Source organism: Arthrobacter sp. P4_F11, assembly GCF_056401395.1.
Window position 1 is genome coordinate 163,264 of record NZ_JBFUJK010000014.1, and the last position, 23,198, is coordinate 186,461.

The following is a 23,198-nucleotide window of genomic DNA, read 5'->3' on the forward strand; positions in this document are numbered from 1 at the left end:
GGATGACCACCACACAGACCGCACCCTTCAGCCTCCGCAGCATCGCCGTCCCCGCCTTCGGTCCGGCCCTGCTTTTTTGCATCGGCGAGGGCGCCATCCTGCCCGTGGTGGCACTGTCCGCCCGCGACCTCGGCGCCTCGGTGGCCGTCGCCGCCCTGGTGGTCACCCTGATCGGCCTGGGCTCCTGGTTCTTCAACCTCCCCGCCTCGCTCATCACGCTGAAGTTCGGCGAACGCTGGGCCATCGTCGGAGCCGCGGCGGCCAGCGCCGTCGCCCTCGCCGCCGCGGCACTGGCACCGCTAGTGCCCGAAGGGCTGTGGCTGCTCGCGGCGGCCATGGTGGTGGTCGGCATGGCCGCGAGCGTCTTCAGCCTGGCCCGGCAGAAATACCTGACCGAGGCGGTGCCGGTGATCCTTCGGGCACGGGCCCTGTCCACGCTCGGCGGCGTCAACCGGATCGGGATCTTCATCGGCCCCTTCATCGGTGCAGCCGTGATGCAGTTCGCCGGAATCACCGGCGCCTACTGGGTGGGCGTCGTCGCCATGGCCGCGGCCGCCGTCTTGTCGGTCACCATCCCGGACCTCGTGGCCGCGCCTGCGGCGGACGACGGCGTCCCCGTCCGGCAGGCGACGCTGCGCAGCGTCGCAGTGTCCCACGCCGGGGTATTCCTGACCGTCGGCATGGGGGTGCTGCTGCTCAGTGCGCTGCGCGCATCCCGGCAGGTGGTGATCCCGCTCTGGGCCGAGCACCTCGGGATGGACGCCACCCAGGCATCCCTGATCTACGGCCTGTCCGGGGCCATCGACATGCTGGTCTTTTATCCGGCCGGCAAGCTGATGGACCGCAAGGGCCGGCAATGGGTGGCCATTCCGTCGACCCTCATCATGGGCACCGCGATGCTGCTGATCCCGCTCAGCACCGGCTTCGCAGGCCTGCTCCTCGCGGCGCTTCTGATCGGGTTCGGCAACGGCATCAGTTCGGGCCTGAACATGACGCTGGGGGCCGATTTCTCACCGGACAACGGCCGCGGCCAGTTCCTGGGCATCTGGCGGTTCATGGCCGACGCCGGCGCCACCGGAGGGCCAGTGCTCCTCTCCGGCATTACCGCCGTGGCCTCGCTCGGGGCCGGGGTGGCCGCCACCGGCGTGATTGGCTTCGCGGCCGCCGCGGTCTTCGCCGTCACCATTCCCCGGCTCAAACACCGCCGGAACTACTGACCGCTGTCCGCCCAGGGCGTCGTCGTACCGCATGACCGAACAGCCAGACGCCGGCCACGGTGGCGAGGTAGCCCGTGATGACGATCAGTGAAGTCCCGGCCCAGAAGTAGCTGGTGGTGCTGATCTCCTGGCCGCCCGGGCCGATGCTCAGTAAGGCATAGGCCGCCACGCCGGCCGCGGCAAGACTGGTGAGGACGGGAAGCACCACCCACAACCTGGCTGATGCCCAGTGTCCGTTGTAGCCGTCCCAGACGTTCCAGCTCCGGCCGGTGCGGATGATCAGCCAGCCGGCCGGGAGCATAAAGGCCCCCACCACGAGGAACGCCGCGACGACGTCGGCCGGACGGTGCCACTGGTTGATCAGCGTGGACACCCCGGTGGCGACGGCGAAGCTGCCGCCCAGGAAGCCGGCCAGCGGCCGCCAGCGCGGCGAAACCATAAGGAACACGGCCGCCGCGGCCGAGGCGGCAATCGTGGTGTGGCCGGACGGCAGCGAGTTCAGCTCCAGCGTTTCGATCCCGCGGTACGGCCGGACCGGCACCAGGTCCTTGAGGATCTGGGTGGCCACGTTGGCGCCCACACAGGCCGCAATCGCAATCCCCGCCGCCGCCCAGCGCCGCCGCACGATGGTGACGAATACGACCACGATCGATGCGATCACCACAGAGAGCGCTGGCAGCCAGTCCAACAGCTTGGTGGCCGCCTTGCCCGCGGTCCCGCTGAGCTCCACCGCTTCCACGAGGGCGGATTCGTCAATGAATTGTCCCGTGGTGGTGCGGACAAAGAAGAAATAGGTGGCGGCCAGTGCGGCGACGCACGCAACCGTGGCCAGCACGAACAAGGCGGTCGTGCCCTTGCCAGGGGACGACTCCGCCTGCGGATCCCGAGTTCTGTCGGCCTGCGTCTTTGGCGCCCGGGTGGCTGGGGCCTGAGTCTTTAAGACCTGCGTTTCCGGGCTCTGCGCCTCAGGGACCCGGGCAGACGGGTCCCATGGGGTGCGTTCCTGCCGAAAAGTCATGCCATTAAGGCTCCCACAGAACCCTGCGCGCCACCTGATCGCCCCGGCGCGCGGCGGGGCGAGTAGTGCCCGGACAAAAAGCCGAGTACCCGCTACTCGTGCCGGGCAGGAAAGGGATTCATAGAGTCGACAGTGCCGGCGTGGCTTGTCCCCGGCACGACGCTCCTTGAGCGGGGCCGGCGAAGACGAGTTTCCTGGACCAGGGACTCACCCCCAGTCGACGCCGGCCCATCAAGGGCCAGAGACGTGCAGACGCATCCCCGCCTGGACTCGATGAACAACTCCTTGCCGGCGTCCAGCTTGCGTCCGCATCCGGGTCCGTCGCATGGAGCCGGACCCGGTGTGGGAGGATGTTCCGGTGACTTCCCGCGACCCCGCCCAGTGCCGCCGCCCACGCAGCGGCTGGTGCGTGGGGATGGCTGTCGCGGTCTTGCCATTGGTGATGGGTATGTCTGCGTGTGCTGCCCCTTCACCGACCCTGTCCTCCGGCTCAGCGAGCGAGGCAGCGGCACCGGCTGGGCAAGCATCGTCTGCCCCATCCCGGGAAACGGCCGGGACAGCGCCGACCGGTTCCGCAACTGCTGCTGCCTCCGGCGTTCCACGCGCTGTGGAAGCGGCCCTGCAGACCCTGCTTGCGTCGTCGTCGCAGCCGAGCAGAGAGCAAATCCGCGCGAGCCTTTCCTCGGCAGGGTTTGCCCCGGCCGCGGTGGAGGTTTCTGCCTCCCGCACACCCACCGGGCTGGCCGCCGACGCCGTGGAAGTTGGCGTGTTGAGCGGAACCGAATGTGTGATGGCGCAGATCCGGTCCGGAACCGTGGAATCGTCAGTATTGCCCGTTCTTCCGAGCGGGCGATGCTTCGTCGGCAGCGTCCAGCGGTAGGCAACAGGAGGGGCATGTCGAACGTACTGAAGCGCCGCGCCACGGTTGCGCAAGAAACGAAACGCACCCGCCGGCGTCGTTCCCTGCTGGCCGTCCAGGTGATGGGCGAACTGCTGATCACCCTCGGCGTGATTGCCGTGCTCTTCGTCGCTTGGCAATTGTGGTGGACCAACGTTGAAGCCGATGCGGCTCAGGGGGCTGCCGTGAAGCAGTTTGTGCAGGACCACCAGGCGCCGGCAACGAATGACCCTGTTGCCACGGCACCCGGGGTCACCACGGGGGCCGCCGCCGTGCCGGTCGGCAAAGCGCCGGGTCACGGACAGCCGATCGGGGTCATCTACATACCCCGCTTCGGCGCCGACTACAGCAGGCCGATCATCGAGGGCACCAGTCAGGACGTCCTGGACACGCTCGGCCTGGGCCGCTATCCGGGCACGGCCATGCCAGGGGCCCTGGGGAACTTTGCGGTCGCCGGCCACCGCCAGACACACGGCGCGGTGCTCGACAACATCCACACACTGGTGCCCGGGGACAAAATCTATGTCCAGACCGCCGACGGGTTCTACACCTACGTTTTCCGGAACCAGGAGATCGTCCTGCCGGACCGGACGGATGTGCTGGCGCCGGTGCCGACCCATCCCGGCGCAGAGCCGCAGCAACGGATTTTGACCATGACAAGCTGCAATCCGCGCTTCGGCGCCCAAGAGCGCATCATCGCGTACTCCGTTTTCGATTCATGGCGGCCGCTCAGCGCGGGGCCTCCGGCGCCCATCGCTAAACAGCTCGCCGCGCTGCAGGGGAAGGGCTAGGCCGTGTACCTTTGGCTTTTTCGGCAACTTCCCGGGCCTCTTTGGCTAAAAATACTCCTGTCCTTGGTGATCCTTGCGGGAGCCCTGGTTGTCCTGGACCAATTTGTGTTTCCTTGGATGGCTGACGTGACGCATCTGACCGACGCCACCGTCGGGCAAAACTGAGCGCGGCACAACCTTGAACACGAACCCGTTTCCACAGCGGCCGGGCCGTCCCGGAAGCCGCCCGGAGGAACTCCGCGATCAGCTCCCCGCGCTGGAGGAACTCCTCAACGTCGCCCACGTGGTGAGCCTGCCGATGCGGGTAAAGTTCCGCGGAATCCTCCAGCGCGAAGCCCTGCTGCTGAACGGCCCGCTCGGCTGGGGCGAATTCTGCCCCTTCCCCGAGTACGGCGACCCGGAAGCGTCCCGCTGGCTCGCCGCCGCGATCGAGGCCGGCTGGCAGGGCTTTCCCGAGCCGCTGCGCACCAGCATCCCCGTCAACGCCACGGTCCCCGCCGTCACCGCGGACCGGGTCCAGGAGATCCTGGCCCGATTCGGCCGGGTGGACGCCGTCAAAATTAAGGTGGCCGAGCCCGGGCAGAGCCTGGATGACGACGCCGCACGGGTTGCCGCGGTCCGCGAGGCACTCCCGGACGCAGCGATCCGGGTGGACGCGAACGGCGGCTGGGACGTCCCGGCCGCCGTCGAGGCGCTGACCCGGCTTTCCGGCGTCGGGCTGGAATACGCCGAACAGCCCGTGGCGGACATCGCCGGGCTCGCCGAGGTCCGCCGTAGGCTGCGGGCCGCCGGTATCCCGGTGCTGATCGCCGCGGACGAAAGCGTCCGCAAGGAGGACGATCCGCTCAAGGTGGCCCGCGCCGGTGCGGCAGACCTGATCGTCGTGAAGGTGGCGCCGCTCGGGGGAGTGCGCCGGGCCCTGGACATCGTGGCGCAGGCCGGGCTCCCCGCCGTCGTCAGCTCGGCGCTGGACACCTCCGTGGGAATCCGCGCCGGACTGGCGCTCGCCGCGGCGCTGCCGGAACTGCCGTATGCCTGCGGGCTGGGTACCGTGTCCCTGCTCGCCGCCGATGTCACCCGGGACCCGCTGGTTCCCGACGACGGCGCCATCCGGGTCCGCGAGGTTGCCGCCGATCCGGAGCTGCTGGCGGAATATGCGGCCGCGCCCGAGCGCCGCGACTGGTGGCTCGACCGCCTGCGCCGGGTCCACGCGGTGCTGGCTGCCAGCCAGTGACGCAAGTGGTTTGAGAGTAAAGTGGATGCGGACGCGGCGAACTAGCCGCCGAAGATAGCTTTGGAGCGGAAGATTCGTGATGACCACCTCGGTACCCCGGCAAGATGACGCGCTGGCTACGGCAAAGCGCGCGGAGGGCCAGATGGTGGCCCAGAAGGACGGGCTGCTCCGGATCGTGCAAGGCCTGCGACGGGTCGACACGGGGACCTATGCCCTCCGCATCCGGCTGGCCGAGAATCTGGGGATCGGGACGATCGACATCAACGCGATGGCCTTTGTGGGCGAGGTGGACGGCCTCACTCCCAAGGATCTCGGTAAGGCGCTGAACATCACCACCGGCTCGGTAACGGCCATGGTGGACCGCCTGGAATCCAAGGGCTTTATGGCGCGGAAGCCCAACCCCACGGACCGGCGCAGTGTGCTGTTGCACCTGAGCCCGGAAGGAACCGACGCGATGCAGTGGGCCAACAACCACTTCGCCGCGGCGGCCGAGGCCCTTCTCCAGGAATCCTCCGAAGGCAGCATTGTGAACATCGCCGAATTTCTCGAGGGCATTGGCCAGCGGTTGATGGCTGCCGCCAGCGCCCCGGAAGAGACCGACAGCTAGCTTCTGTCCCCAAGAGTTCGCCGGTGACGCTTCCTCGGGTTTGTAGCGGGAGTTCACCGGGACTTCATGTGAGGGTCGGTTCCCCGTAGCCGGCGGCTGGAAGGGTGGGCGCGACCGCAACTCACCCCCATGGAAGGTCTCTCCATGTCTGTCACCTCCGGACGCAAATTTTCCCTGCTCCCCATGCTCGGCCACACCAAAGGCAAGCGAAGCCCCGTCACCTGCGCGCTGAAATGCGACAACGCCTGCTCGGGCGAGGTCTGCAACACCAGCACCAACAGCTACTTCCGGGACATCGCCTCCGCTACCATGTCCCGCCGCGCCGCCCTGGGCTTCGGCGCCGCCGGCGCGCTCGCCGTCGTCCTCGGCAACGCCGTGACGTCCGCCGATACGGCAGTGGCCGACGGCGGCCCGGGCCTCGCCGCCGCGGCCAAGGACGGGTTTGGAAAGTCCAAGCTGCAGTTCACCGCCATCGCTCCGGTGGACGCCAGCGTGGACAGGCTGACCGTCCCGGCCGGGTTCACCTGGCAGCCGGTCATCCGCTGGGGCGACCCGCTCTTCAACGACTCGCCGGCCTTCGACCTGGACCACCAGAGCGCGGCGGCGCAGGCCCGCCAGTTCGGCTATAACAACGACTACACCGACATCCTCCCGATTGAAGGATCCAAGGACCGCAGGGCCGTGCTTTTCACCAACCATGAATACACCAACGAGTCCATCATGGTGCCGGCCGGGTTCGACCCCGCCGAGGCGCGTGCGATCGGCCGTGTAGCCCACGGCCTCACGGTGGTCGAGTTGGAGCGTGCGAACAAGAACAAGCCCTGGAGCTACGTCCGGGGCGCCGGGCTGAACCGCCGCTTCCTGACCGACACCACCTACGAGCTCGACGGCCCCGCCGCCGGCTCCCCGCTGCTGAAGACCGCCGCCGATCCCTCCGGCCGGGCCGTCCAGGGCACCCTGGGCAACTGCTCCGGCGGCACCACCCCGTGGGGCACGATCCTCTCCGGCGAGGAAAACTTCAACGGCTACTTCGCCGCGCCCGGAACCTCCGACGCCGACAAGCGCTACGGCCTGACCAGCAAGCCCACCGCCCGCCAGTGGGAACTCGATGACCCGCGCTTCGACACCCGCAACCCCGGATACCAGAACGAGGCCAACCGCTTCGGCTGGATCGTGGAAGTGGATCCCTTCGATCCCTCCTCCACGCCCCGCAAGCACTCCGCGATGGGCCGCTTCAAGCACGAGGGCGCCAACGTGATCGTCGCCAAGTCCGGCCACGTGGTGGCCTACATGGGCGACGACGAGCGCTTCGATTACCTGTACAAGTTCGTCTCGGCCGGCACCTACCGGCCAGGAAAAACGGCGGAGGACCGCAGGAACAACCTCACGCTGCTCTCGGAAGGCGACCTGTACGTCGCGAAGTTCACCGGCAATTCCCCGGCCGACGGGTTCGACGGCGCGGGCAAGCTTCCGGCCGACGGCGCCTTCGACGGCGCCGGTGTTTGGCTGCCCCTCGTGGTGGGCGGACAGTCCAAGGTGGCCGGAATGTCCGTGGAAGAGGTGCTGGTGTACACCCGCCTCGCAGCCGACAAGGTGGGCCCCACCAAGATGGACCGCTGCGAGGACGTCCAGCCCAGCCCGCACACCGGCAGGGTCTACGTTGTCTGCACCAACAACGCGGACCGCGGCAAGCCCGGCAAGGAAGGGGCCACCGAAGTCAACCCCCGTACCCTCAACCGCGACGGCCACATCGTCGAAATCACCGAGACCGGGGACCAGGGCTCCACGACGTTTGGCTGGAACCTGCTGATGGTCTGCGGCGATCCGGCCAAGAACTCCGCCACCTACTTCGCCGGGTTCCCCGCCAGCCAGGTCTCACCGATCTCCTGCCCGGACAACGTGGCCTTCGATTCCGTGGGCAACCTCTGGATCTCCACCGACGGCGCGCCCTCCAGCATCGGCTACGCCGACGGGCTCTTCAAGGTGACACTGGACGGTGCCGAACGCGGCAGGGTGGAGCAGTTCCTCGCCGTCCCGCGCGACGCCGAGACCTGCGGCCCGGTCATCCACGACGAGGAGCGCACCGTCTTCGTTGCCGTTCAGCACCCGGGCGAGGAAGGCACCTTCGCCGATCAGCACTCGTACTTCCCGGACTACGTCGCGGCCGGCGCCACACCGAAGCCCGGCCAGGTGCGCGCCCCGCGTCCGTCCGTGGTCCAGGTGTTCCGCACCGACGGCTAGCCTCCTGCCGCCACGCTCCCTCACGTTTGGCAGGTTTCCTTCCCACGCTCCCTCACGTTTGGCAGGTTTCCTTCCCACGCTCCCTCACTTCCCTTATTTTGGCGGCGAGACGTGAGGGAGCGTCGGGTTTTTGGCGGCGAGACGTGAGGGAGCGTCGGGTTTTTGGCGGCGGGACGTGAGGGAGCGTCGGGTTTTTGCCGAACTGATAATTTGGGACTGTGAATAATCCGGCCGAATTGGTTGTCCCCAGAGTCCAGGCTGCAATTGCCACCGCGTTTGGCGAAGAGTTCCGGCAGACGGATCCGGTGGTCAGGCCCTCCCAGTTCGCCGACATCCAGATCAACGCCGCCATGGCCCTTGCCAAAAAGGCCGGCCTGCCGCCGCGGGACGCCGCCGCCAGGATTGTGGACGCCCTGAACCTGGACGGCATCTGCACCAGGGTGGAAATCTCCGGGCCGGGCTTCATCAACCTGAGCTTTGACGGCACCTGGATCGAGGAGCTGCTCAACGCAGAGTCGGTCCAGGCCGCCTCCCCGGCCACGGCCGTCACGCCCGCCGCGACACCGCAGCGCGTCGTCGTCGACTATTCCTCCCCGAACGTCGCCAAGGAAATGCACGTCGGCCACCTGCGCACCACCGTGGTGGGGGACAGCCTCGTCAAGGTGCTCGAAGCCCTCGGCGACACCGTGATCCGGCAGAACCACATCGGTGACTGGGGCACCCCGTTCGGGATGCTGATCGAACACTGGCTGGAGATCGGCGAAGACTCCCCGGAGGCGGCGCTGCTGGTGGAGGACCCCAGCGCGTTCTACCAGGCCGCCCGGGCCAAGTTCGATGCCTCCGCCAGCGACGAGGACGGCTTCGCCACCCGGGCCCGGCTCCGCGTCGTTGCCCTGCAGGGCGGCGACCAGGAGACCTTCGCCGTCTGGCAGCGGCTGGTCGCCCAGTCCAAGCGCTACTTCAACGCCATCTACTCCACCCTCGGCATCAGCCTTACCGATGACCACATCGCCGGCGAAAGCTCCTACGACGCGCATCTGGCACAGCTGTGCCACGAACTCGAGGAACGCGGCCTGGCCCGGATCAGCGACGGCGCCCTGTGCACCTTCCCCGCAGGATTTACCGGCCGCGACGGGCAGCCGCTGCCGCTGATTATCCGCAAGTCCGACGGCGGCTACGGCTACGGCACCACGGACCTCGCCACCATCCGCTACCGGGTCCGCGACCTGGCGGCCAACCGGATCCTGTACGTCGTGGGCGCCCCGCAGAACGTGCACCTGCGCATGGTCATGGCCACCGCCCGGGACGCCGGCTGGCTGCCGGACACGGTCCAGGCCGTGCATGTGCAGATCGGCAACGTGCTCGGCGAGGACGGGAAGATCCTCAAGTCCCGCTCCGGTGCCCCGGTGAAGCTCATGGCCTTGCTCGAGGAGGCCGTGGACCGCGCCCGTGCCGTCATTGACGCGAGCCGGCCCGAGCTCAGCGAGGCGGAGCGCGCCGTGACCGCCCGCCAGGTGGGCATCGGCGCCGTCAAGTACGCCGACCTCTCCACCGGCCATGACACCGAGTATGTCTTCGACTTCGACCGCATGCTCGCCCTCAGCGGCAACACCGGGCCCTACGTGCAGTACGCTGCGGCGCGGATCCGCTCCATCCTGCGCAAAGCCGGGGTACTGGAGGGGATCACCGGCGACGGCGGCAGGACAGCAGCCGGCGCCGCGGGAACTCCGGCGGCCGGCACGCCGGAAGCCGAAGCATCCGGCGGCCCCGCCACGGCGATCGCCGTCGTCGAACCCGCAGAACGCGCCCTGGCCCTGCACCTGCTGGAGTTCGACGCGACCCTGAACAAGGTGCGGGACGCGCTGGAGCCGCACCGGCTCTGCGGCTACCTCTTTGAGCTCGCACAGCTCTTCACCACGTTCTACGACCAATGCCCGGTGCTCAAGGCCGAGGAATCGGTCCGGGACTCGCGGCTGGCCCTGTGCGCGCTGGCGCTGCGCCGCCTCTCCGGCGGCCTGGAACTGCTGGGCATCGAAACGCCGGAGAACATGTGAGGCCGGCGGATTCCGCTGCCGGCCCATCCGCTCCTGGCGGCCTGACCGCGGTGGAGGCTGCGCGCATCGCCGTCGACACGATGCTCGCCGCCGGTGTGCGCCAGGTGGTGGTGTCCCCGGGATCGCGCTCGGCGCCCATGGCCTACGCCCTGGCCGAGGCCGAAGCCGCAGGACGGGTGGAGCTGCTGGTCCGGATCGACGAAAGGTCCGCGGGCTTCACGGCGCTGGGCCTGGCCCTGTCCGCCGGTGCGCCCGCCGCCGTCCTGACCACGTCCGGGACCGCCGTCGGCAATCTCCTCCCGGCCGTCATGGAGGCCAACCACGCCGCGGTGCCGCTCGTGGTCATCTCCGCCGACCGGCCCGAGGAGCTGCGGGGGACCGGCGCCAACCAGACCACCGTGCAGCTGGACCTCTTTGGCGACCACGTCCGCTTCGCCGTCGACGTGCCCGCGGGCAGCGATCCGCAGCGCGCCGTGGACACGGCCCTCAGTGCCGCCACCGGAGCTTTCGAGGACGCCCCGCCCGGGCCCGTGCAGCTGAACCTTGCCTTCCGCGACCCGCTGGTCCCGGCCGTGGGCGACGGGCTGCCCGCGGCCGCCGGACGCGCCATCTACCGGGCCGCCCGGAACCCCCTGGCCCTGGACTTTCCGGCCGCGTCGACGGCGCTGCCGGAGCGGCGCACCGTGGTGCTGGCCGGGCACGACGCCGGCCCGGTCGCCGAGGCTTTTGCGCGCGCGCACGGCCTGCCGCTGCTGGCCGAGCCGTCTTCCAACGCCCGCTTCGGCCCCAACGCGGTGGGGCCCTACCGGCTGCTGATCGAGCACTTCGGCGCGGACGCGGCACAGCCGATCGAACGCGTGGTCCTCTTCGGCCGGCCGACGCTCTCCCGGCCGGTGAGCGCGCTGCTGGAGCGGGCGGATGCCCCGTCGGCCCTGTACCAGCCGGTTCCGGTGGCCTGGTACGAACCCGGCCGCCGCACCGAACTGCCGCTGGAAACCCTGGCGGACCTGGCGGACTTCGCCGGCCGCGGATCTGCCGCCTGGCTCGATGCCTGGCTGCTGGCAGGAGCCGCCGCGCAGCATGCCGTGGACCTGATCCTGGCCGCATCCCCGGCCGCGACCGGCCCGTCGGTGGGCGCCGAAGTCTGGAAACATGTCCGCGGGCAGCTGGTCCTGGGCTCCTCGAACGGGATCCGCGACGTCGACCTCGCCGGGGCGCCACCCGCGGAACCCCAGGCCACCATGTTCGCCAACCGGGGCCTGGCCGGGATCGACGGGACCACGTCCACCGCCACCGGGATCGCGCTGGGCGGCGGCCAGGAAACCACCGTGCTCATGGGGGATGTGACGTTCCTGCACGACGCCGGGGGACTCTTGCTCGGCGCCGGCGAGGCCGAACCGCAGCTGCGGATCGTGGTGCTCAATGACGCCGGCGGTGCCATCTTCGGGCTCCTGGAGCACGGCACAGTCGCCGCGGCGGGGCGCTACGGCGACGCCGTCGAACGCCTCTTCGCCACCCCGCAGCGGGTGGACCTCGCCGCGCTGGCCGCGGCATACGGCGTCCCGCACCGCCAGGTCGGCACGACGGCGGAACTCGCCGAGGCGCTGTCGGGTCCGCTGGTGGGCCGCAGCATCATCGAGGTGCGCACGGACCGGCACCGGCTCGGGGAACTGCACCGCGCCATCCGGGCCGCGGTGGCCACGGCCGTGGAGGGCCTCCCGCAGACGTAGCGCCCGTTTCCGCTACAAAAAAGGACAGCCGCTACGTGGATCCACGTAGCGGCTGTCCGAAATCGGTGCGGAATACCGGAATTACAGCACCCGGCTGAGGAACTCCTTGGTGCGGGGGTGCTGGGGATTGGCCAGGACCTCCCGCGGGTCGCCCGACTCCACGACGATGCCGCCGTCCATGAAGGTCAGGCGGTCGCCGACCTCGCGGGCAAAGCCGATCTCGTGGGTCACCACGATCATGGTCATGCCGGACTTGGCGAGGTCCTTCATCACGTTCAGGACATCGCCCACGAGCTCAGGGTCGAGCGCGGACGTGGGCTCATCGAACAGCATGAGCTCGGGGTCCATGGCCAGGGCCCGGGCAATCGCCACGCGCTGCTGCTGGCCGCCGGAGAGCTGGGAGGGGTAGTGTCCGGCGCGGTCGCCGAGCCCCACCCGGTCCAGGAGCTCCAGGGCGCGTTTGCGGGCGACGGCCTTTGACTGGCCCTTGACCTGGACCGGGGCCTCCATGATGTTCTGCAGCGCGGTCTTGTGCGGGAACAGGTTGAAGCGCTGGAAGACCATGCCGATCTCGCGGCGCTGGGCGGCGATTTCCTTGGTCTTCAGGTCATGGAGCCTGCCCTTGACCTCGCGGTAGCCGATCAGGTCGCCGCCCACGGAAATGCGCCCGGCACTGATGGTCTCCAGCAGGTTCACGCAGCGCAGCATGGTGGACTTGCCCGAACCGGACGGGCCGATCACAACCGACACCTCGCCCTGGTTGACGGTCAGGTCGATGCCGCGCAGCACGTGGTGTGTGCCGTAGTACTTGTGAAGGCCCTCGATCTTGACCAGGGGCTGCTCTGTGGTGATCGTCATTTCGCCTCCTCCTCGGGGAAGTCCATCTTGAGGTCCGGCTCGGCGTCGGCGCTGGGGGCCACGGCTGCGGACGCCTTGGCGGCGGCGGGGTTGATCGCTGCCGGAACCCGGTTGTCCACGCCCTTGCCGTAGTGCGCCTCAATGAAGTGCTGGCCCACCATCAGGATGCTGGTGATGACGAGGTACCAGAAGGCGGCGACAATCAGGAGCGGAATGGGAAGGTAAATCCGGTTGGCCAGGGCGTTCGTCGCGAAGGTCAGGTCCAGTGTGAATGGCACAGCCAGGACCAGCGATGTGGTCTTCAGCATGCCGATGGTCTCGTTGCCCGTGGGCGGTACGATGACGCGCATGGCCTGCGGCAGGATGATCCGCCGCATGATCTTGCCCTTTGTCATGCCGAGGGCCTCGGCGGCCTCACTTTGGCCCTGGTCCACGGACTTCAGGCCGGCCCGGAAGATCTCGGCGAGATACGCGGACTCATTCAGGCCCAGGCCCAGGATGGCCGGGATCAGGCCGTGCGTGGGGTCCGAGGTCACCCAGGTGTAGGTTGCAGGACCAAACGGGATTCCGAGGACGATCGTCGGATAGAGAACCGTGGCGAGCCCCCAGAACAGCAGCTGGGTGTAGATCGGTGTGCCGCGGAAGAACCAGACCCAGGTCCAGCTGGACCAGCGGAACACCGGGTTGTCGGACTGCCGCATGAACGCCAGGAGGATGGCCAGGACGATGGCCAGGACCATGGACGCAAATGTCAGGAACAGGGTCCAGACGACGCCCTGGACCACCTTGGTGTCCAGGATGTAGGTGCCGACGACGTCCCAGCGGAAGTTGGGGTTCGTGAACAGGCTCTGCAGGAAGGCAAGCAGGAAGCCGACGATGATGATGGCGCTGATCCAGCGGCCGGGGTGCCGTACCGGTACTGCATTGTTCAGTACCGGTGCGGCGTGAGGGTCCTGATGGCTGTCCATCTCTGCCCCTGCTGCGGATCCGGTTGTGGGGAGGCTCAAGACGCGACCGCCGGGTTGACCTCGGACTTGGTGATGGCACCGTCGGTGACGCCCCAGCCCTCAAGGATCTTCTTGTAGGAACCGTCTTCCATCAGTTTGGTCATGGTCTTCTGGACGACGTCCGCCAGGGCCGTGTCCGACTTGGCGACGGCGATGCCCTGGGGAGCAGAATCGTAGACCTCGCCGAGCTTCTCGAGCTGGCCGTTGGTCTGGGTCAGTGCGTAGCCGATGATGGGGGAGTCGGCGGCCATGGCATCGATGCTGCCGTTGACCAGTCGGGTGGTGATGTCCGTCTGGGTCTTGAGGGTCACGATGTTAATGGGCTGCTTGCCCTCGGCGGTGCACTTCTTGTTGCGGTTCGAGAGGTCCGGATCTTCCTGGATGGTGCCGGTCTGCACGCCGATGGACTTGCCGCAGAGGTCATCGAGGGAGATCTTCTTGGGGTTGCCCTTCTGAACGGCCCAGCCGGTACCTGCCTGGTAGTAGCTGACCATGTTTACCGCGGCAAGCCGCTCCGGGTTGATCGTGAAGGAAGAGACCCCGAGGTCGTACTTCGGGCCCAGGGCCGGAAGGATGCCGGTGAATTCGGCCGTCTGGACCTGGACCTTCAGGCCGAGCGCCGCGCCGATCGCCTTGGCGATGTCGACGTCGTAGCCCACGGGGGTCTGGCCGTCGGTGCCGAGGAATTCCGCGGGGGCGTAGGAGGTATCCGAGCCCACGGTCAGGGTGCCTTTAGCCTTGATCGCCTCGGGCAACATGGCCGCCAGGGCATCGTCCTTCTGGACCGTGCTGGGGTCAAAGCTGGCCGCGGCGCTGCCCGAAGCGGAAGCCGCGCCGGAGGGGCCGGTCTCGGAGGCGTTCGTGCAGGCCGTCAAGGTCAATGCGCCGACGGCGAGCACCGTGGCGACCTTCATTGCGGGGTTGCTCAGGAGCGAAGGGGAGATCTGCATTTTCTTACCTTTTGTTGCCGGAGGGATGCGTAACGAGGCCGATTTATAGTGTATCGCCGAACAAGAGATGTACGTCACAGAAAACTAAGTTTCACTATTGGATAACTAAACCAGACCCGAACGCAATATCTTTAATGCCCGATCTGTCTGTGATCCCGGATTCCTGTCCGTTTCGCCAGTTCCTGCGGTGCAAGTCCGACGGCCGGTGACGCCGGCCGGCCGGCGTCACCGGCCCCGCGGCCTAGCTGCTGATGCCGAGCGACTCCAGCATCGGCCGGAACTTCGCCCACGTCTCGGCGAGCTCAGTCTCGGGAACCGAGCCGTCCACCACGCCGCAGCCCGCATAGAGCCGGACCGTGTGCGGGGATTCGATGACGGCGCCACGCAGGGCGATGCCCCACTCGCCGTTGCCGGCCGCGTCGAGCCAGCCGACCGGCCCGGCATACGGGCCGCGGTCCAGGTGCTCGAGCTTGCGGATGAGCGCCCCGGCCACGGTGGTGGGGGTACCGCAGACGGCGGCGGTCGGATGCAGCGCGTTGATCAGGGCCAGGCACGTGGGGACGTGGCCTTCCACCTCGGCCAGTTCAGCCTTGACGTCCGAGGCCAGATGCCACACGTTGGGCAGTTCGAGGATGAAGGGCTCGCTGTGCGCGTTCATGGCCTCGGAAAACGGGGCCAGCTGCGTGGTCAGGGACTGGATTGCGATGTCGTGTTCGTGCCGCTGCTTCTCGGAGCCGGCCAGCACCCGTTCGGCGAATTCCAGCGGCGAGCCCGCCATGCCATCGGCGTCGCGGCGGTCCAGGGTGCCGGCCAGGACGCGCGCCTGCGCGGTGCGGCCCTCCACCTGGATCAGCATTTCCGGAGTAGCCCCCACCAGCCCGTCCACCCCGTAGGTCCAGCATTCGCGATACCGGGCCGACAGTTCGCGCAGCACCTCGGCGGCCTTGACGCCGGTGGGGACGGTGGCCACGACGTCCCGCGCCAGCACCAGCTTTTCCAGGGCGCCGGTCCGGATCTCCGCGACGCCGGCGGCAACGGCGGCCATCCAGTCTTCCTCGCTGAGCGAGCCGGTGTGCAACGTTGCCCCTGCGGCCAATGGCAAAGGACGTACGACGGCGCCACCGGCCTGCGCGGCCGCCGGCACCGGGTCGTCCACCACGGTCACGCCGGTCCCGGGATTGGCGCCGGTGCCGTGATTGGCGCCGGTGCCGGGATTGGTGCCGGTGCTGTGAAGCCAGCGTTCCAGGGCGGCGCGGGCACCGGCTTCGGTGAGGTCGCCGTCGTCGAACGTGAGCTGGGTCAGCCAGGCCTGGCCGTCACGGAGCCCGACGACGATTTCCGGGACCAACAGCCGGGACTCATGGGCGGAGGCCTTGGAGAAGGCGAACGAGCCGAAGGCGACCGGGCCGGTGCCGGGGCAGCCCACACTGTCCTGGATGTCTGCCTCCAGGACCTGGTGGCGCCACCATATGTCCGCTTCCAGGAAGCGCTCGGGCCCGGTGGTGGTGAAACGGGCTATCTCGCCGAAGCCCACGAGACCGGCCTCGCGGCGGGTCCAGCAGAGGACATCGTCCCGGACCAGAAACGACGGCAGGCCCCCGGGGAAAGTTTCGGCATCGAGGGGGACTGTCAAGGTGCGGAACGTGCTCGTCATGATGGCATAACACTAGCCCGTGATCGCCCATTGGGTGGATATACACGAGCCGGCCGGGCCTGCACGGGGCCGCCGCGGCCGTTGCCGCAGGTGAAAGCCGCGTCAATTGGCGGCCCGTTCGTGGGAGCGCCGATCATTTGAGACAATGTCAGGGTGAACCGAGCATCCTTGGATAAGCGTCCGGACGAAGTAGCCACGATGTTTGACGACGTCGCCCCCAAATACGACGTCGTCAACGATGTCCTGTCCCTGGGGCAGACGCGGCGTTGGCGCAAGGTGGTGGTGGAGGCCATGGGTGTATCGGCCGGCCAGCACGTCCTGGACCTCGCCGCCGGCACCGGCACCTCCAGCGAGCCGTACGCCGACGCAGGCATCAACGTCATCGCCTGCGATTTCTCCCTCGGCATGCTCAAGGTCGGCAAGCGCCGCCGCCCGGACATCGACTTCATCGCCGGGGATGCCACCCGCCTGCCGTTCGCGGACAACACCTTCGACGCCAGCACGATCTCCTTTGGCCTGCGCAACGTCAACGAGCCGAAGAAGGCCCTGGCCGAGATGCTGCGGGTCACCAAGCCCGGCGGCCGGCTGGTCATCGCGGAATTCTCCCAGCCCGTGGTGCCGCTGTGGCGCACCATGTACACCGAATACCTCATGCGGGCCCTGCCGGCCATCGCCGTCAAGGCCTCCTCCAACCCCGACGCCTACGTCTACCTCGCCGAGTCCATCCGCGCCTGGCCGGACCAGGACCACCTTGCGGCCTGGCTGCAGGAGGCCGGCTGGGAATCCGTCACCTACCGCAACCTCAGCGGCGGCATCGTCGCCGTGCACCGGGCCCAGAAACCGGCAGATCCCTCAACCGGCCCTGCCGCCGGCGCTGCGGCGCTGGCCGCCCACACCGGACCCGTGGCCAAGCTGCGCCGCAACATCACCCGGCCCGGCCGATAGCCGATCCCTGCTGTGAATGTACTGATCGTCGGGGCGGGCCCGGCCGGATCCACCGCCGCCTACTACCTTGCCAAAGCCGGCATTGACGTCACGGTGCTGGAGAAAACCAGCTTTCCCCGCGAGAAAGTCTGCGGCGACGGACTCACCCCGCGCGCGGTCCGCGAGATCCAGAAGCTGGGACTTGCCCACCCCGAAACCGACGGCTGGCGGCGGAACAAAGGCCTGCGCCTGATCGCAGGCGGCCGCACGATCGAACTGCCCTGGCCGGAGGTTGCCGACTTCCCGCAGTACGGGCTGATCCGGACCCGGCTCGGCTTCGACGAACAGCTCGCCCGCCATGCCCAGTCCGCGGGCGCCGTCGTGCTGGAACGCCACAGCGTCACCGAGGCGCTGCGCTCCGAAGCTGGCCGGGTCACCGGCGTGCGCGCAGCGCTGCTGGACAACTCCGGGCGCAAGACCGGCGAGACGCGCGACTTCAGCGCCGACGTCGTCCTCGCCGCCGACGGGAACTCGACGCGCACCGCCGTCTCACTGGGCATCGGCAAGCGCGACGACCGGCCGCTCGGCGTGGCTGTGCGGACCTACTTCACCTCGCCGCGGCACGACGACGACTGGATGGAAGGCTGGCTCGAGCTTCCCGGCCGCGACGGCAAACTCCTGCCCGGCTACGGCTGGGTGTTCGGCGTCGGCGACGGCACCTCCAACGTGGGCCTGGGCATCCTGAACTCCTCGAAGGACTTCGGCAAGCTGGACTACAAGCAGGTGCTGCGCGAATGGACCGCAGGCATGCCCGCCGACTGGGGCTTCACCCCGGACAACCAGGTGGGCGAAATCCGTGGCGCCGCGCTGCCCATGGGCTTCAACCGCACCCCGCACTATTCTCCGGGCCTGCTGCTCCTCGGCGACGCCGGCGGCATGGTCTCCCCGTTCAACGGCGAGGGCATCTCCTACGCCATGGAGTCCGCCCGCTTCGCGGCCGAATTCATCGCCGACGCGGCTGCCCGTTCGGCGTCCGCCGGCTGGGGGACCGGGACGGAGGCTTCCAGGGCCGCCGACGCGCACCTTGCCCGGTACGCCGACTACGTGCGCCAGCAGTGGGGCTCACACTTCACACTGGGACGGGCGTTCGCCGCCCTGATCGGCAAGCCGGCCGTCATGAAACTGGCCCTCCGGACCGGTATGCCTGTCCCCATGCTCATGCGTTTCGTGGTGCGGATGCTGGCCAACCTCACCGATCCCGCCGCCAAGGGCTTCGAGGACCGGGTCATCCGGGTCCTGGAAGCCCTGGTACCCGCCACGTCCAATCAGGCCACGTCCAACAAGGCCGCGTCCACCACGGACAGCATTCCGCACTCCGGCGCCAACTCCGCGGTTTCCGCAACAAAAAGTTAGGGTTAACCCGTGACCAACTCTGCAGACCAAAGCTGGACGCACGCCGGACACGGCCTGCCGAGCGCTGAACCCAGCCTCAACACCACCGCGATCGCCACCGGCCTCCAACTGCCGGCCGGCTTCTCGGCCATCGCGGGCGACCCCGAGCTGGGCCCGGCGCTCACCACCAACCTGGCGCGCGTCGAGAAGAAGCTGCGCGAAGCCATTGCCAACTCCGATCCCCTGGCTGACGCAACGTCGCGCCACCTCGTGGAAGCCGGCGGCAAGCGGATCCGCCCGCTGCTGACCCTGTTGTGCGCCCACCTTGGCGACGCCTCCCTGCCCGCAGTGGTGCAGGCCGCCGTCGTCGTCGAACTGACGCACCTCGCCACCCTCTACCACGACGACGTCATGGATTCCGCGCCGTTCCGCCGGGGGGCGCCGACGGCCCACGAGGTCTGGGGCAACTCCGTCGCGGTCCTGACCGGCGACCTCATCTTTGCGCGCGCCTCCATCCTGGTCTCGGAGCTCGGGTCCCGGGCGCTTGGCATCCAGGCCCGCACCTTTGAACGGCTCTGCCTGGGCCAGCTGCACGAGACCGTGGGACCGCGCCCGGACGAGGACCCCTTGGCGCACTACCTCTCGGTCATCGCGGACAAGACCGGCTCGCTCGTGGCCGCCTCCGGGCAGCTGGGTGCGATCTTCTCCGGCGCCGACGAAGCCTACGAGCCGATCCTGGTCGAGTACGGCGAGAAGGTGGGCGTGGCCTTCCAGCTCGCCGACGACGTCATCGACGTCACCGGGATCAAGGTCAAGTCCGGCAAGTCGCCGGGAACCGACCTGCGCGAAGGCGTGCCCACCCTGCCCGTGCTGCTGCTGCGCAACGCGGCCCGCGACGGCGACCAGGCCGCCGTCGAACTGCTGACCTTGATCGACGGTGACCTCAGCTCGGATGAGGCCCTGGCCGCCGCCGTGGCCGGACTCCGGGAGCACCCCGTCACTGCACAGTCCTGGGTGGTGGCACGCACTTGGGCCGATGAGGCCATTGCCGCCCTTGCCCCGCTGCCCGAGGGCGTCGTAAAGGCCTCGCTGACCAGCTTCGCCCACGCCGTAGTGGACCGCAGCAGCTAGGTCCCCGGCCTCGGGCCGCTGAGCCCTTGGCGCCGTCCCCGGCCTCCGGCCACACCAGCTAGGCCGGGCCCGGCGGTACAGCCGGGCCGGCGCCGCTCCCCGGCCGGTTCCGGGCTGGGTGCAGCCTGACGATTAACCTGGCTTCTGGCTTAAACGGAATGGCCCCGGTTCCTCACAACGTTCGAGTCTTCCGTTGTGCCGAACCGGGGCCATTTCTCCGTTCGCATCAGATCCACCGGAGGCATTTGGTGAACCCAAGAAAGAGCATATGACAAGTTTGTAATGCTGTCCAGCGGTTTTGTAATTCGATTGTCAAAAGATTCGTCGGCGGCTTGGCGGACGCCCGGGGCACATGAGACCTCTGCTGGCGTGACTGCGGCCGAGCGGGGTCACTTTGCCGCGCTGTGGGCTGCTTCCAGGCTGTTTTATCGGCGTGTTGGTGTCAAAATGCCCCACGGCGGCTTTGGATGTCCGGCCTGAGGTTTTCCACATGGCCCAACCGGACCGGCCCCCAAGGATCCCCGGCAGGGCACATTGGCGGAATGGACGTTGCCACTTATCTTGCTTCAAGGGGCGGAACAGCCGCCACGGCGGACCTTGGCCGGGCCGGATTCAGCCGCCACCGGCTTGCCACGGCCGTGTCCCTGGGCACCATTGTGCGGATCCGCCGCGGGCACTATGGGCTTCCGCAGGATCCCGGCGTCTACCGGGCGGCGCGCGAACTGAGGGGGTTGCTGACGTGCGTGTCGGCCGCTCCGGGCTACGGCTTGTGGGCCTTGGCTCCGGCCCAGTCCATGCATTTGTGTCTTGGGCACCGGGCGGCACCGCCCGGCACCGTGGCCCATGGCCGCTGCAGGCACCTCCGGCACCCGTGGCTGCCCCTGGCCGGACTCGCCGACGTCCTGATCCATGCACTCCACTGTCTGCCTGAATTGCAGGCACTTGTCATGGTCCAGTGTGCGGTGGGCCGGGGGGACATCACCTTGGCCTTCCTCCGCGGCAAACTCGAGGGTAACCGCAACGGCCGCGCCAGGTCGGTGCTGGACCTTGTCATTCCGCGGGCCGATTCGCTGCTGGAAGTTCTCGCCAACACCGCCTTCCGCCGGGCCGGGCTGCACGTGCGCCGGCATGTGGAGATTCCCGGGGTGGGGGAGGTGGACTTCCTTGTTGAGGACTGCATCGTCGTGGAGACCGACGGTGCCTCGCACCTGGAGCCTCTGCAAGTCAAGAAGGACCGGCGGCGGAACAACGCAAGCCTCATCGGCGGTTACCTTGTGCTCAGGTTCGGGTACGACGACGTCGTCCATCACCCGGAGCGGATGGTTGCGGAGGTTCTGGCGGTGCTGGAGTTGCGGCGCAGTGGGGCCTTCCGGCCGTGACGGACAGGTCGCGGCTGCCGTCCGGGGCTACATTGGCGCCTCAGCAGGGGATCACCGGGCCGGACGACGGCGTGGCCGCTTCAAAGTGCCCCCGGACCGCCGGGCCGGCCCCAAGGAGAGGCCGTGGAGCCTAGTCTTCGTCCTCGTCGTTGAAGGCCCACTCGAACATGTCGAAGACGAATTCGGAGAAGGTCCCTTCCTCGCTCTTCCACTGGCCGCGGGCGTTGTTGCGGCGGTACACGATGGGATCCGGGATGCTGAGGTCCCCGACACGGAAGCCCCAGGTGAACTGCTCTTCCTCGTCCTCAAGGAACATGAGGAAGCCCTCATCATCCACTTCGAGCTCTTCGGGGTCCCAGAAGTAGTGGTAGGCCTCCATGATGTCCTCGCAGCCGCCGACTGCCAGGTAGAACTCGCGCAGGACCATCGGGACCTGGAACTGGTGTTCGGCGAGGGCGGCGTCGAGCTCCTCGGCCGGGAGGCCATCTTCTTCCTGCCATTCGTCTTCGAGATACTTCGGGACAAGCGCGCGGAATTTCTCGAGGAACATGTCAGTCATGGTCTTATCCTAGCTAATCCTCAGCGGTCGTTTTCCGCGGTGTCCAGGCCCAGCCGGTGCCAGCCGCGCACCGCCAGCGGAACGTACCAGTGGCGCCGCCAGGCCGTGACCCGGAAGGCGAAGACAAGCCCGGCGACGGCGCAGGCGCTCACCGCGGTGAAGGTCCCCGTGAGGGACAGGATCACGGTCAACGCCGACCCGGCGAACGCCGGCAGAGCGTACAGATCCTTGGGGTCGAAGAGCTGTGGGACCTCGTTGGCGGTGATATCCCGCAGCAGGCCGCCACCCACCGCCGTCGTGACACCCAGCAGGACGGCGGCCACAGGATTCATCCCGGCGGCCAGCGCCTTCAGTGTGCCGGTGATGCAGAACAGGGCCAGCCCGCCGGCGTCGAACAGCATCAGCAGCGACGTGAAGCGCTGGACGCTGGAGAACAGGAAATACACCAGCACCGTGGCAAACAGGGGCGGTGCCAGATATGCCGGGTTGGTGAACGCGGCGGGCGGGCCCGCGTTGATGATGATGTCGCGGATGACGCCGCCGCCCAGGCTCACCACCGAGGCCAGGAGCAGCGAGCCGATGATGTCGAACTGCTTCCGCGCAGCGAGCAGCGAGCCGGAGACCGCAAAGAAGAACACGCCGGCGAGGTCAAGCCAGACCAGGACAAGGCTGAAGGAGAAGGTCATGAAGCGTCCCGGTCGGTTGCAGGGGGGGCGGATAGGGCGGCTCCAAGGTTACGCTAACGGCTATGAATACCCCCATCCTGATTGCCTGCGCCCACGGCACGTCGAGCCCAAACGGGGCCGCGGAGGTCAACGCGCTCCGGGACGGCATCGCGGGGCTCCGTCCCGGGCTGGATGTCCGTGAGGCCTACGTGGACGTGCAGGACCCGGACCTGCCGGCCGTCGTGGCGGGCCTCCCGGCGGGGGTAACCGCCGTCGTGGTTCCGTTGCTGCTCAGCGTCGGATACCACGTCAAGGTGGACATCGCCCGCGCCGTGAAGAGCCGGCCGGACACCCTGGCCGCGGCGCCGCTGGGGCCGGATCCGCGGCTCGCAGCGCTGCTGGACCAGCGCCTGCGCGAGGCCGGGGTGACAGACAACGACGCCGTGGTCCTTGCCGCCGCCGGGTCCTCCGATCCCAGCGCCGCACAGAATGTCGAGGAACTCACGGAGCAGCTCCGTGCCCTGCGTTCCAACCGGATCGTGGCCGCCTACGGCGCCTCCGCCAAACCCTCGGTTCCCGACGCCGTCGCCATGCTCCGCGAGGAGGCCGCCGGCGGTGCCGGCGCGGGGGAGTCGGCCGGAGCGGTGGACCTTGGCGGACGCGTCGTCATCGCCTCGTATCTCCTGGCGCCCGGCTTCTTCCATGACCAGCTGGCCAAGGCCGGCGCGGACCTGGTGACGGCGCCGCTGCTGCCCTCCCCGGTCCTCGCCGAAATTGCTCTGGAACGTTACGACGCGGCGCTGGCCGGGGCCCCCCAGCCCCGACCCTGAGGGTCCGCGCAGATGCACAGCCGCAGGGCGACTTCAAGGGTTTTCGGCGGTTCGTGACG

Annotated in this window: 20 protein-coding genes; 13 read left to right on the plus strand and 7 right to left on the minus strand. The window is 68.4% G+C overall.

The annotated features are described in order from the left end of the window. Positions 1-2 precede the first annotated feature (2 nt). The gene (locus tag AC1DRO_RS15865) at positions 3-1,217 is read left to right on the plus strand and encodes an MFS transporter (protein ID WP_476951559.1); all 1,215 of its coding nucleotides are present in this window, start codon (positions 3-5) and stop codon (positions 1,215-1,217) included. Here AC1DRO_RS15865 and AC1DRO_RS15870 read toward each other — a convergent pair. After that, positions 1,195-2,235, minus strand: coding sequence for a phosphatase PAP2 family protein (locus AC1DRO_RS15870; RefSeq protein WP_476951560.1), 1,041 nt, complete (start codon positions 2,233-2,235; stop codon positions 1,195-1,197). The two genes, AC1DRO_RS15865 and AC1DRO_RS15870, sit on opposite strands and share 23 nt — an antisense overlap. Positions 2,236-2,683: 448 nt before the next feature. Between AC1DRO_RS15870 and AC1DRO_RS15875 the strand changes: the two genes are divergently transcribed. From AC1DRO_RS15875 to menD, 7 genes are all read left to right on the plus strand, one after another. Beyond that, positions 2,684-3,115, plus strand: coding sequence for a DUF6993 domain-containing protein (locus AC1DRO_RS15875; RefSeq protein WP_476951561.1), 432 nt, complete (start codon positions 2,684-2,686; stop codon positions 3,113-3,115). Positions 3,116-3,129: 14 nt separating this feature from the next. Beyond that, positions 3,130-3,924 carry a class E sortase gene (locus AC1DRO_RS15880; RefSeq protein ID WP_476951562.1) on the plus strand — a complete coding sequence of 265 codons (795 nt, stop codon included), beginning with the start codon at positions 3,130-3,132 and terminating at the stop codon, positions 3,922-3,924. Positions 3,925-4,222: 298 nt separating this feature from the next. Then, complete coding sequence (locus tag AC1DRO_RS15885) at positions 4,223-5,158, plus strand: o-succinylbenzoate synthase (protein ID WP_476951599.1); 936 nt, start codon at positions 4,223-4,225, stop codon at positions 5,156-5,158. Between the two features lie 79 nt (positions 5,159-5,237). Then, the gene (locus tag AC1DRO_RS15890; RefSeq protein WP_476951563.1) at positions 5,238-5,765 is read left to right on the plus strand and encodes a MarR family winged helix-turn-helix transcriptional regulator; all 528 of its coding nucleotides are present in this window, start codon (positions 5,238-5,240) and stop codon (positions 5,763-5,765) included. A 144-nt stretch (positions 5,766-5,909) separates the two neighbouring features. Beyond that, positions 5,910-8,006, plus strand: a complete 2,097-nt coding sequence (locus AC1DRO_RS15895) for a PhoX family protein (RefSeq protein ID WP_476951564.1) — start codon at positions 5,910-5,912, stop codon at positions 8,004-8,006. Between the two features lie 236 nt (positions 8,007-8,242). Further along, positions 8,243-10,060 (plus strand): arginine--tRNA ligase, encoded by a 1,818-nt coding sequence (argS, locus tag AC1DRO_RS15900; RefSeq protein ID WP_476951565.1) that lies wholly within the window; start codon positions 8,243-8,245, stop codon positions 10,058-10,060. Positions 10,061-10,140: 80 nt separating this feature from the next. After that, complete coding sequence (gene menD / locus AC1DRO_RS15905; protein WP_476951600.1) at positions 10,141-11,790, plus strand: 2-succinyl-5-enolpyruvyl-6-hydroxy-3-cyclohexene-1-carboxylic-acid synthase; 1,650 nt, start codon at positions 10,141-10,143, stop codon at positions 11,788-11,790. Positions 11,791-11,871: 81 nt separating this feature from the next. Here menD and AC1DRO_RS15910 read toward each other — a convergent pair whose 3' ends face one another. The 4 genes from AC1DRO_RS15910 to AC1DRO_RS15925 all read right to left on the minus strand — a co-directional run bounded on the left by AC1DRO_RS15910 (position 11,872) and on the right by AC1DRO_RS15925 (position 16,259). Then, the gene (locus tag AC1DRO_RS15910) at positions 11,872-12,648 is read right to left on the minus strand and encodes an amino acid ABC transporter ATP-binding protein (protein ID WP_028276658.1); all 777 of its coding nucleotides are present in this window, start codon (positions 12,646-12,648) and stop codon (positions 11,872-11,874) included. After that, positions 12,645-13,616, minus strand: coding sequence for an amino acid ABC transporter permease (locus tag AC1DRO_RS15915; protein ID WP_476951566.1), 972 nt, complete (start codon positions 13,614-13,616; stop codon positions 12,645-12,647). The genes AC1DRO_RS15910 and AC1DRO_RS15915 overlap by 4 nt, the downstream gene beginning before the upstream one ends. Before the next feature lie 35 nt (positions 13,617-13,651). Then, positions 13,652-14,605 carry an ABC transporter substrate-binding protein gene (locus AC1DRO_RS15920; protein WP_476951567.1) on the minus strand — a complete coding sequence of 318 codons (954 nt, stop codon included), beginning with the start codon at positions 14,603-14,605 and terminating at the stop codon, positions 13,652-13,654. A 241-nt stretch (positions 14,606-14,846) separates the two neighbouring features. Next, on the minus strand, positions 14,847-16,259 hold the full coding sequence (locus AC1DRO_RS15925; RefSeq protein WP_476951568.1) for an isochorismate synthase: 1,413 nt from the start codon (positions 16,257-16,259) through the stop codon (positions 14,847-14,849). Positions 16,260-16,412: 153 nt separating this feature from the next. Between AC1DRO_RS15925 and AC1DRO_RS15930 the strand changes: the two genes are divergently transcribed. The 4 genes from AC1DRO_RS15930 to AC1DRO_RS15945 all read left to right on the plus strand — a co-directional run bounded on the left by AC1DRO_RS15930 (position 16,413) and on the right by AC1DRO_RS15945 (position 21,085). Beyond that, on the plus strand, positions 16,413-17,204 hold the full coding sequence (locus AC1DRO_RS15930; RefSeq protein ID WP_084476083.1) for a demethylmenaquinone methyltransferase: 792 nt from the start codon (positions 16,413-16,415) through the stop codon (positions 17,202-17,204). 12 nt (positions 17,205-17,216) lie between these two features. Continuing rightward, the gene (locus tag AC1DRO_RS15935) at positions 17,217-18,596 is read left to right on the plus strand and encodes a geranylgeranyl reductase family protein (protein ID WP_476951569.1); all 1,380 of its coding nucleotides are present in this window, start codon (positions 17,217-17,219) and stop codon (positions 18,594-18,596) included. Positions 18,597-18,605: 9 nt separating this feature from the next. Continuing rightward, positions 18,606-19,706, plus strand: a complete 1,101-nt coding sequence (locus AC1DRO_RS15940; protein ID WP_079550018.1) for a polyprenyl synthetase family protein — start codon at positions 18,606-18,608, stop codon at positions 19,704-19,706. Positions 19,707-20,248: 542 nt separating this feature from the next. Further along, positions 20,249-21,085, plus strand: coding sequence for a DUF559 domain-containing protein (locus AC1DRO_RS15945; protein WP_476951570.1), 837 nt, complete (start codon positions 20,249-20,251; stop codon positions 21,083-21,085). A gap of 130 nt (positions 21,086-21,215) precedes the next feature. Here AC1DRO_RS15945 and AC1DRO_RS15950 read toward each other — a convergent pair whose 3' ends face one another. Both AC1DRO_RS15950 and AC1DRO_RS15955 read right to left on the minus strand, forming a co-directional pair. Beyond that, the gene (locus AC1DRO_RS15950; protein WP_243181967.1) at positions 21,216-21,644 is read right to left on the minus strand and encodes a hypothetical protein; all 429 of its coding nucleotides are present in this window, start codon (positions 21,642-21,644) and stop codon (positions 21,216-21,218) included. A gap of 20 nt (positions 21,645-21,664) precedes the next feature. Next, the gene (locus AC1DRO_RS15955; protein ID WP_459385482.1) at positions 21,665-22,330 is read right to left on the minus strand and encodes a trimeric intracellular cation channel family protein; all 666 of its coding nucleotides are present in this window, start codon (positions 22,328-22,330) and stop codon (positions 21,665-21,667) included. 62 nt (positions 22,331-22,392) lie between these two features. On the opposite strand from AC1DRO_RS15955, the gene AC1DRO_RS15960 reads away from it, so the two are divergent. Next, positions 22,393-23,139 carry a sirohydrochlorin chelatase gene (locus tag AC1DRO_RS15960; protein WP_476951571.1) on the plus strand — a complete coding sequence of 249 codons (747 nt, stop codon included), beginning with the start codon at positions 22,393-22,395 and terminating at the stop codon, positions 23,137-23,139. Positions 23,140-23,198 lie beyond the last annotated feature (59 nt).

Coding starts and splice junctions, on each gene's coding strand:
- AC1DRO_RS15865 (WP_476951559.1), top strand. CDS start 3: ATGACCACCACACAGACCGCACCCTTCAGCCTCCGCAGCATCGCCGTC.
- AC1DRO_RS15870 (WP_476951560.1), bottom strand. CDS start 2,235: ATGACTTTTCGGCAGGAACGCACCCCATGGGACCCGTCTGCCCGGGTC.
- AC1DRO_RS15875 (WP_476951561.1), top strand. CDS start 2,684: ATGTCTGCGTGTGCTGCCCCTTCACCGACCCTGTCCTCCGGCTCAGCG.
- AC1DRO_RS15880 (WP_476951562.1), top strand. CDS start 3,130: ATGTCGAACGTACTGAAGCGCCGCGCCACGGTTGCGCAAGAAACGAAA.
- AC1DRO_RS15885 (WP_476951599.1), top strand. CDS start 4,223: ATGCGGGTAAAGTTCCGCGGAATCCTCCAGCGCGAAGCCCTGCTGCTG.
- AC1DRO_RS15890 (WP_476951563.1), top strand. CDS start 5,238: ATGACCACCTCGGTACCCCGGCAAGATGACGCGCTGGCTACGGCAAAG.
- AC1DRO_RS15895 (WP_476951564.1), top strand. CDS start 5,910: ATGTCTGTCACCTCCGGACGCAAATTTTCCCTGCTCCCCATGCTCGGC.
- menD (WP_476951600.1), top strand. CDS start 10,141: ATGCTCGCCGCCGGTGTGCGCCAGGTGGTGGTGTCCCCGGGATCGCGC.
- AC1DRO_RS15910 (WP_028276658.1), bottom strand. CDS start 12,648: ATGACGATCACCACAGAGCAGCCCCTGGTCAAGATCGAGGGCCTTCAC.
- AC1DRO_RS15915 (WP_476951566.1), bottom strand. CDS start 13,616: ATGGACAGCCATCAGGACCCTCACGCCGCACCGGTACTGAACAATGCA.
- AC1DRO_RS15920 (WP_476951567.1), bottom strand. CDS start 14,605: ATGCAGATCTCCCCTTCGCTCCTGAGCAACCCCGCAATGAAGGTCGCC.
- AC1DRO_RS15925 (WP_476951568.1), bottom strand. CDS start 16,259: ATGACGAGCACGTTCCGCACCTTGACAGTCCCCCTCGATGCCGAAACT.
- AC1DRO_RS15945 (WP_476951570.1), top strand. CDS start 20,249: ATGGACGTTGCCACTTATCTTGCTTCAAGGGGCGGAACAGCCGCCACG.
- AC1DRO_RS15950 (WP_243181967.1), bottom strand. CDS start 21,644: ATGACTGACATGTTCCTCGAGAAATTCCGCGCGCTTGTCCCGAAGTAT.
- AC1DRO_RS15955 (WP_459385482.1), bottom strand. CDS start 22,330: ATGACCTTCTCCTTCAGCCTTGTCCTGGTCTGGCTTGACCTCGCCGGC.
- AC1DRO_RS15960 (WP_476951571.1), top strand. CDS start 22,393: ATGAATACCCCCATCCTGATTGCCTGCGCCCACGGCACGTCGAGCCCA.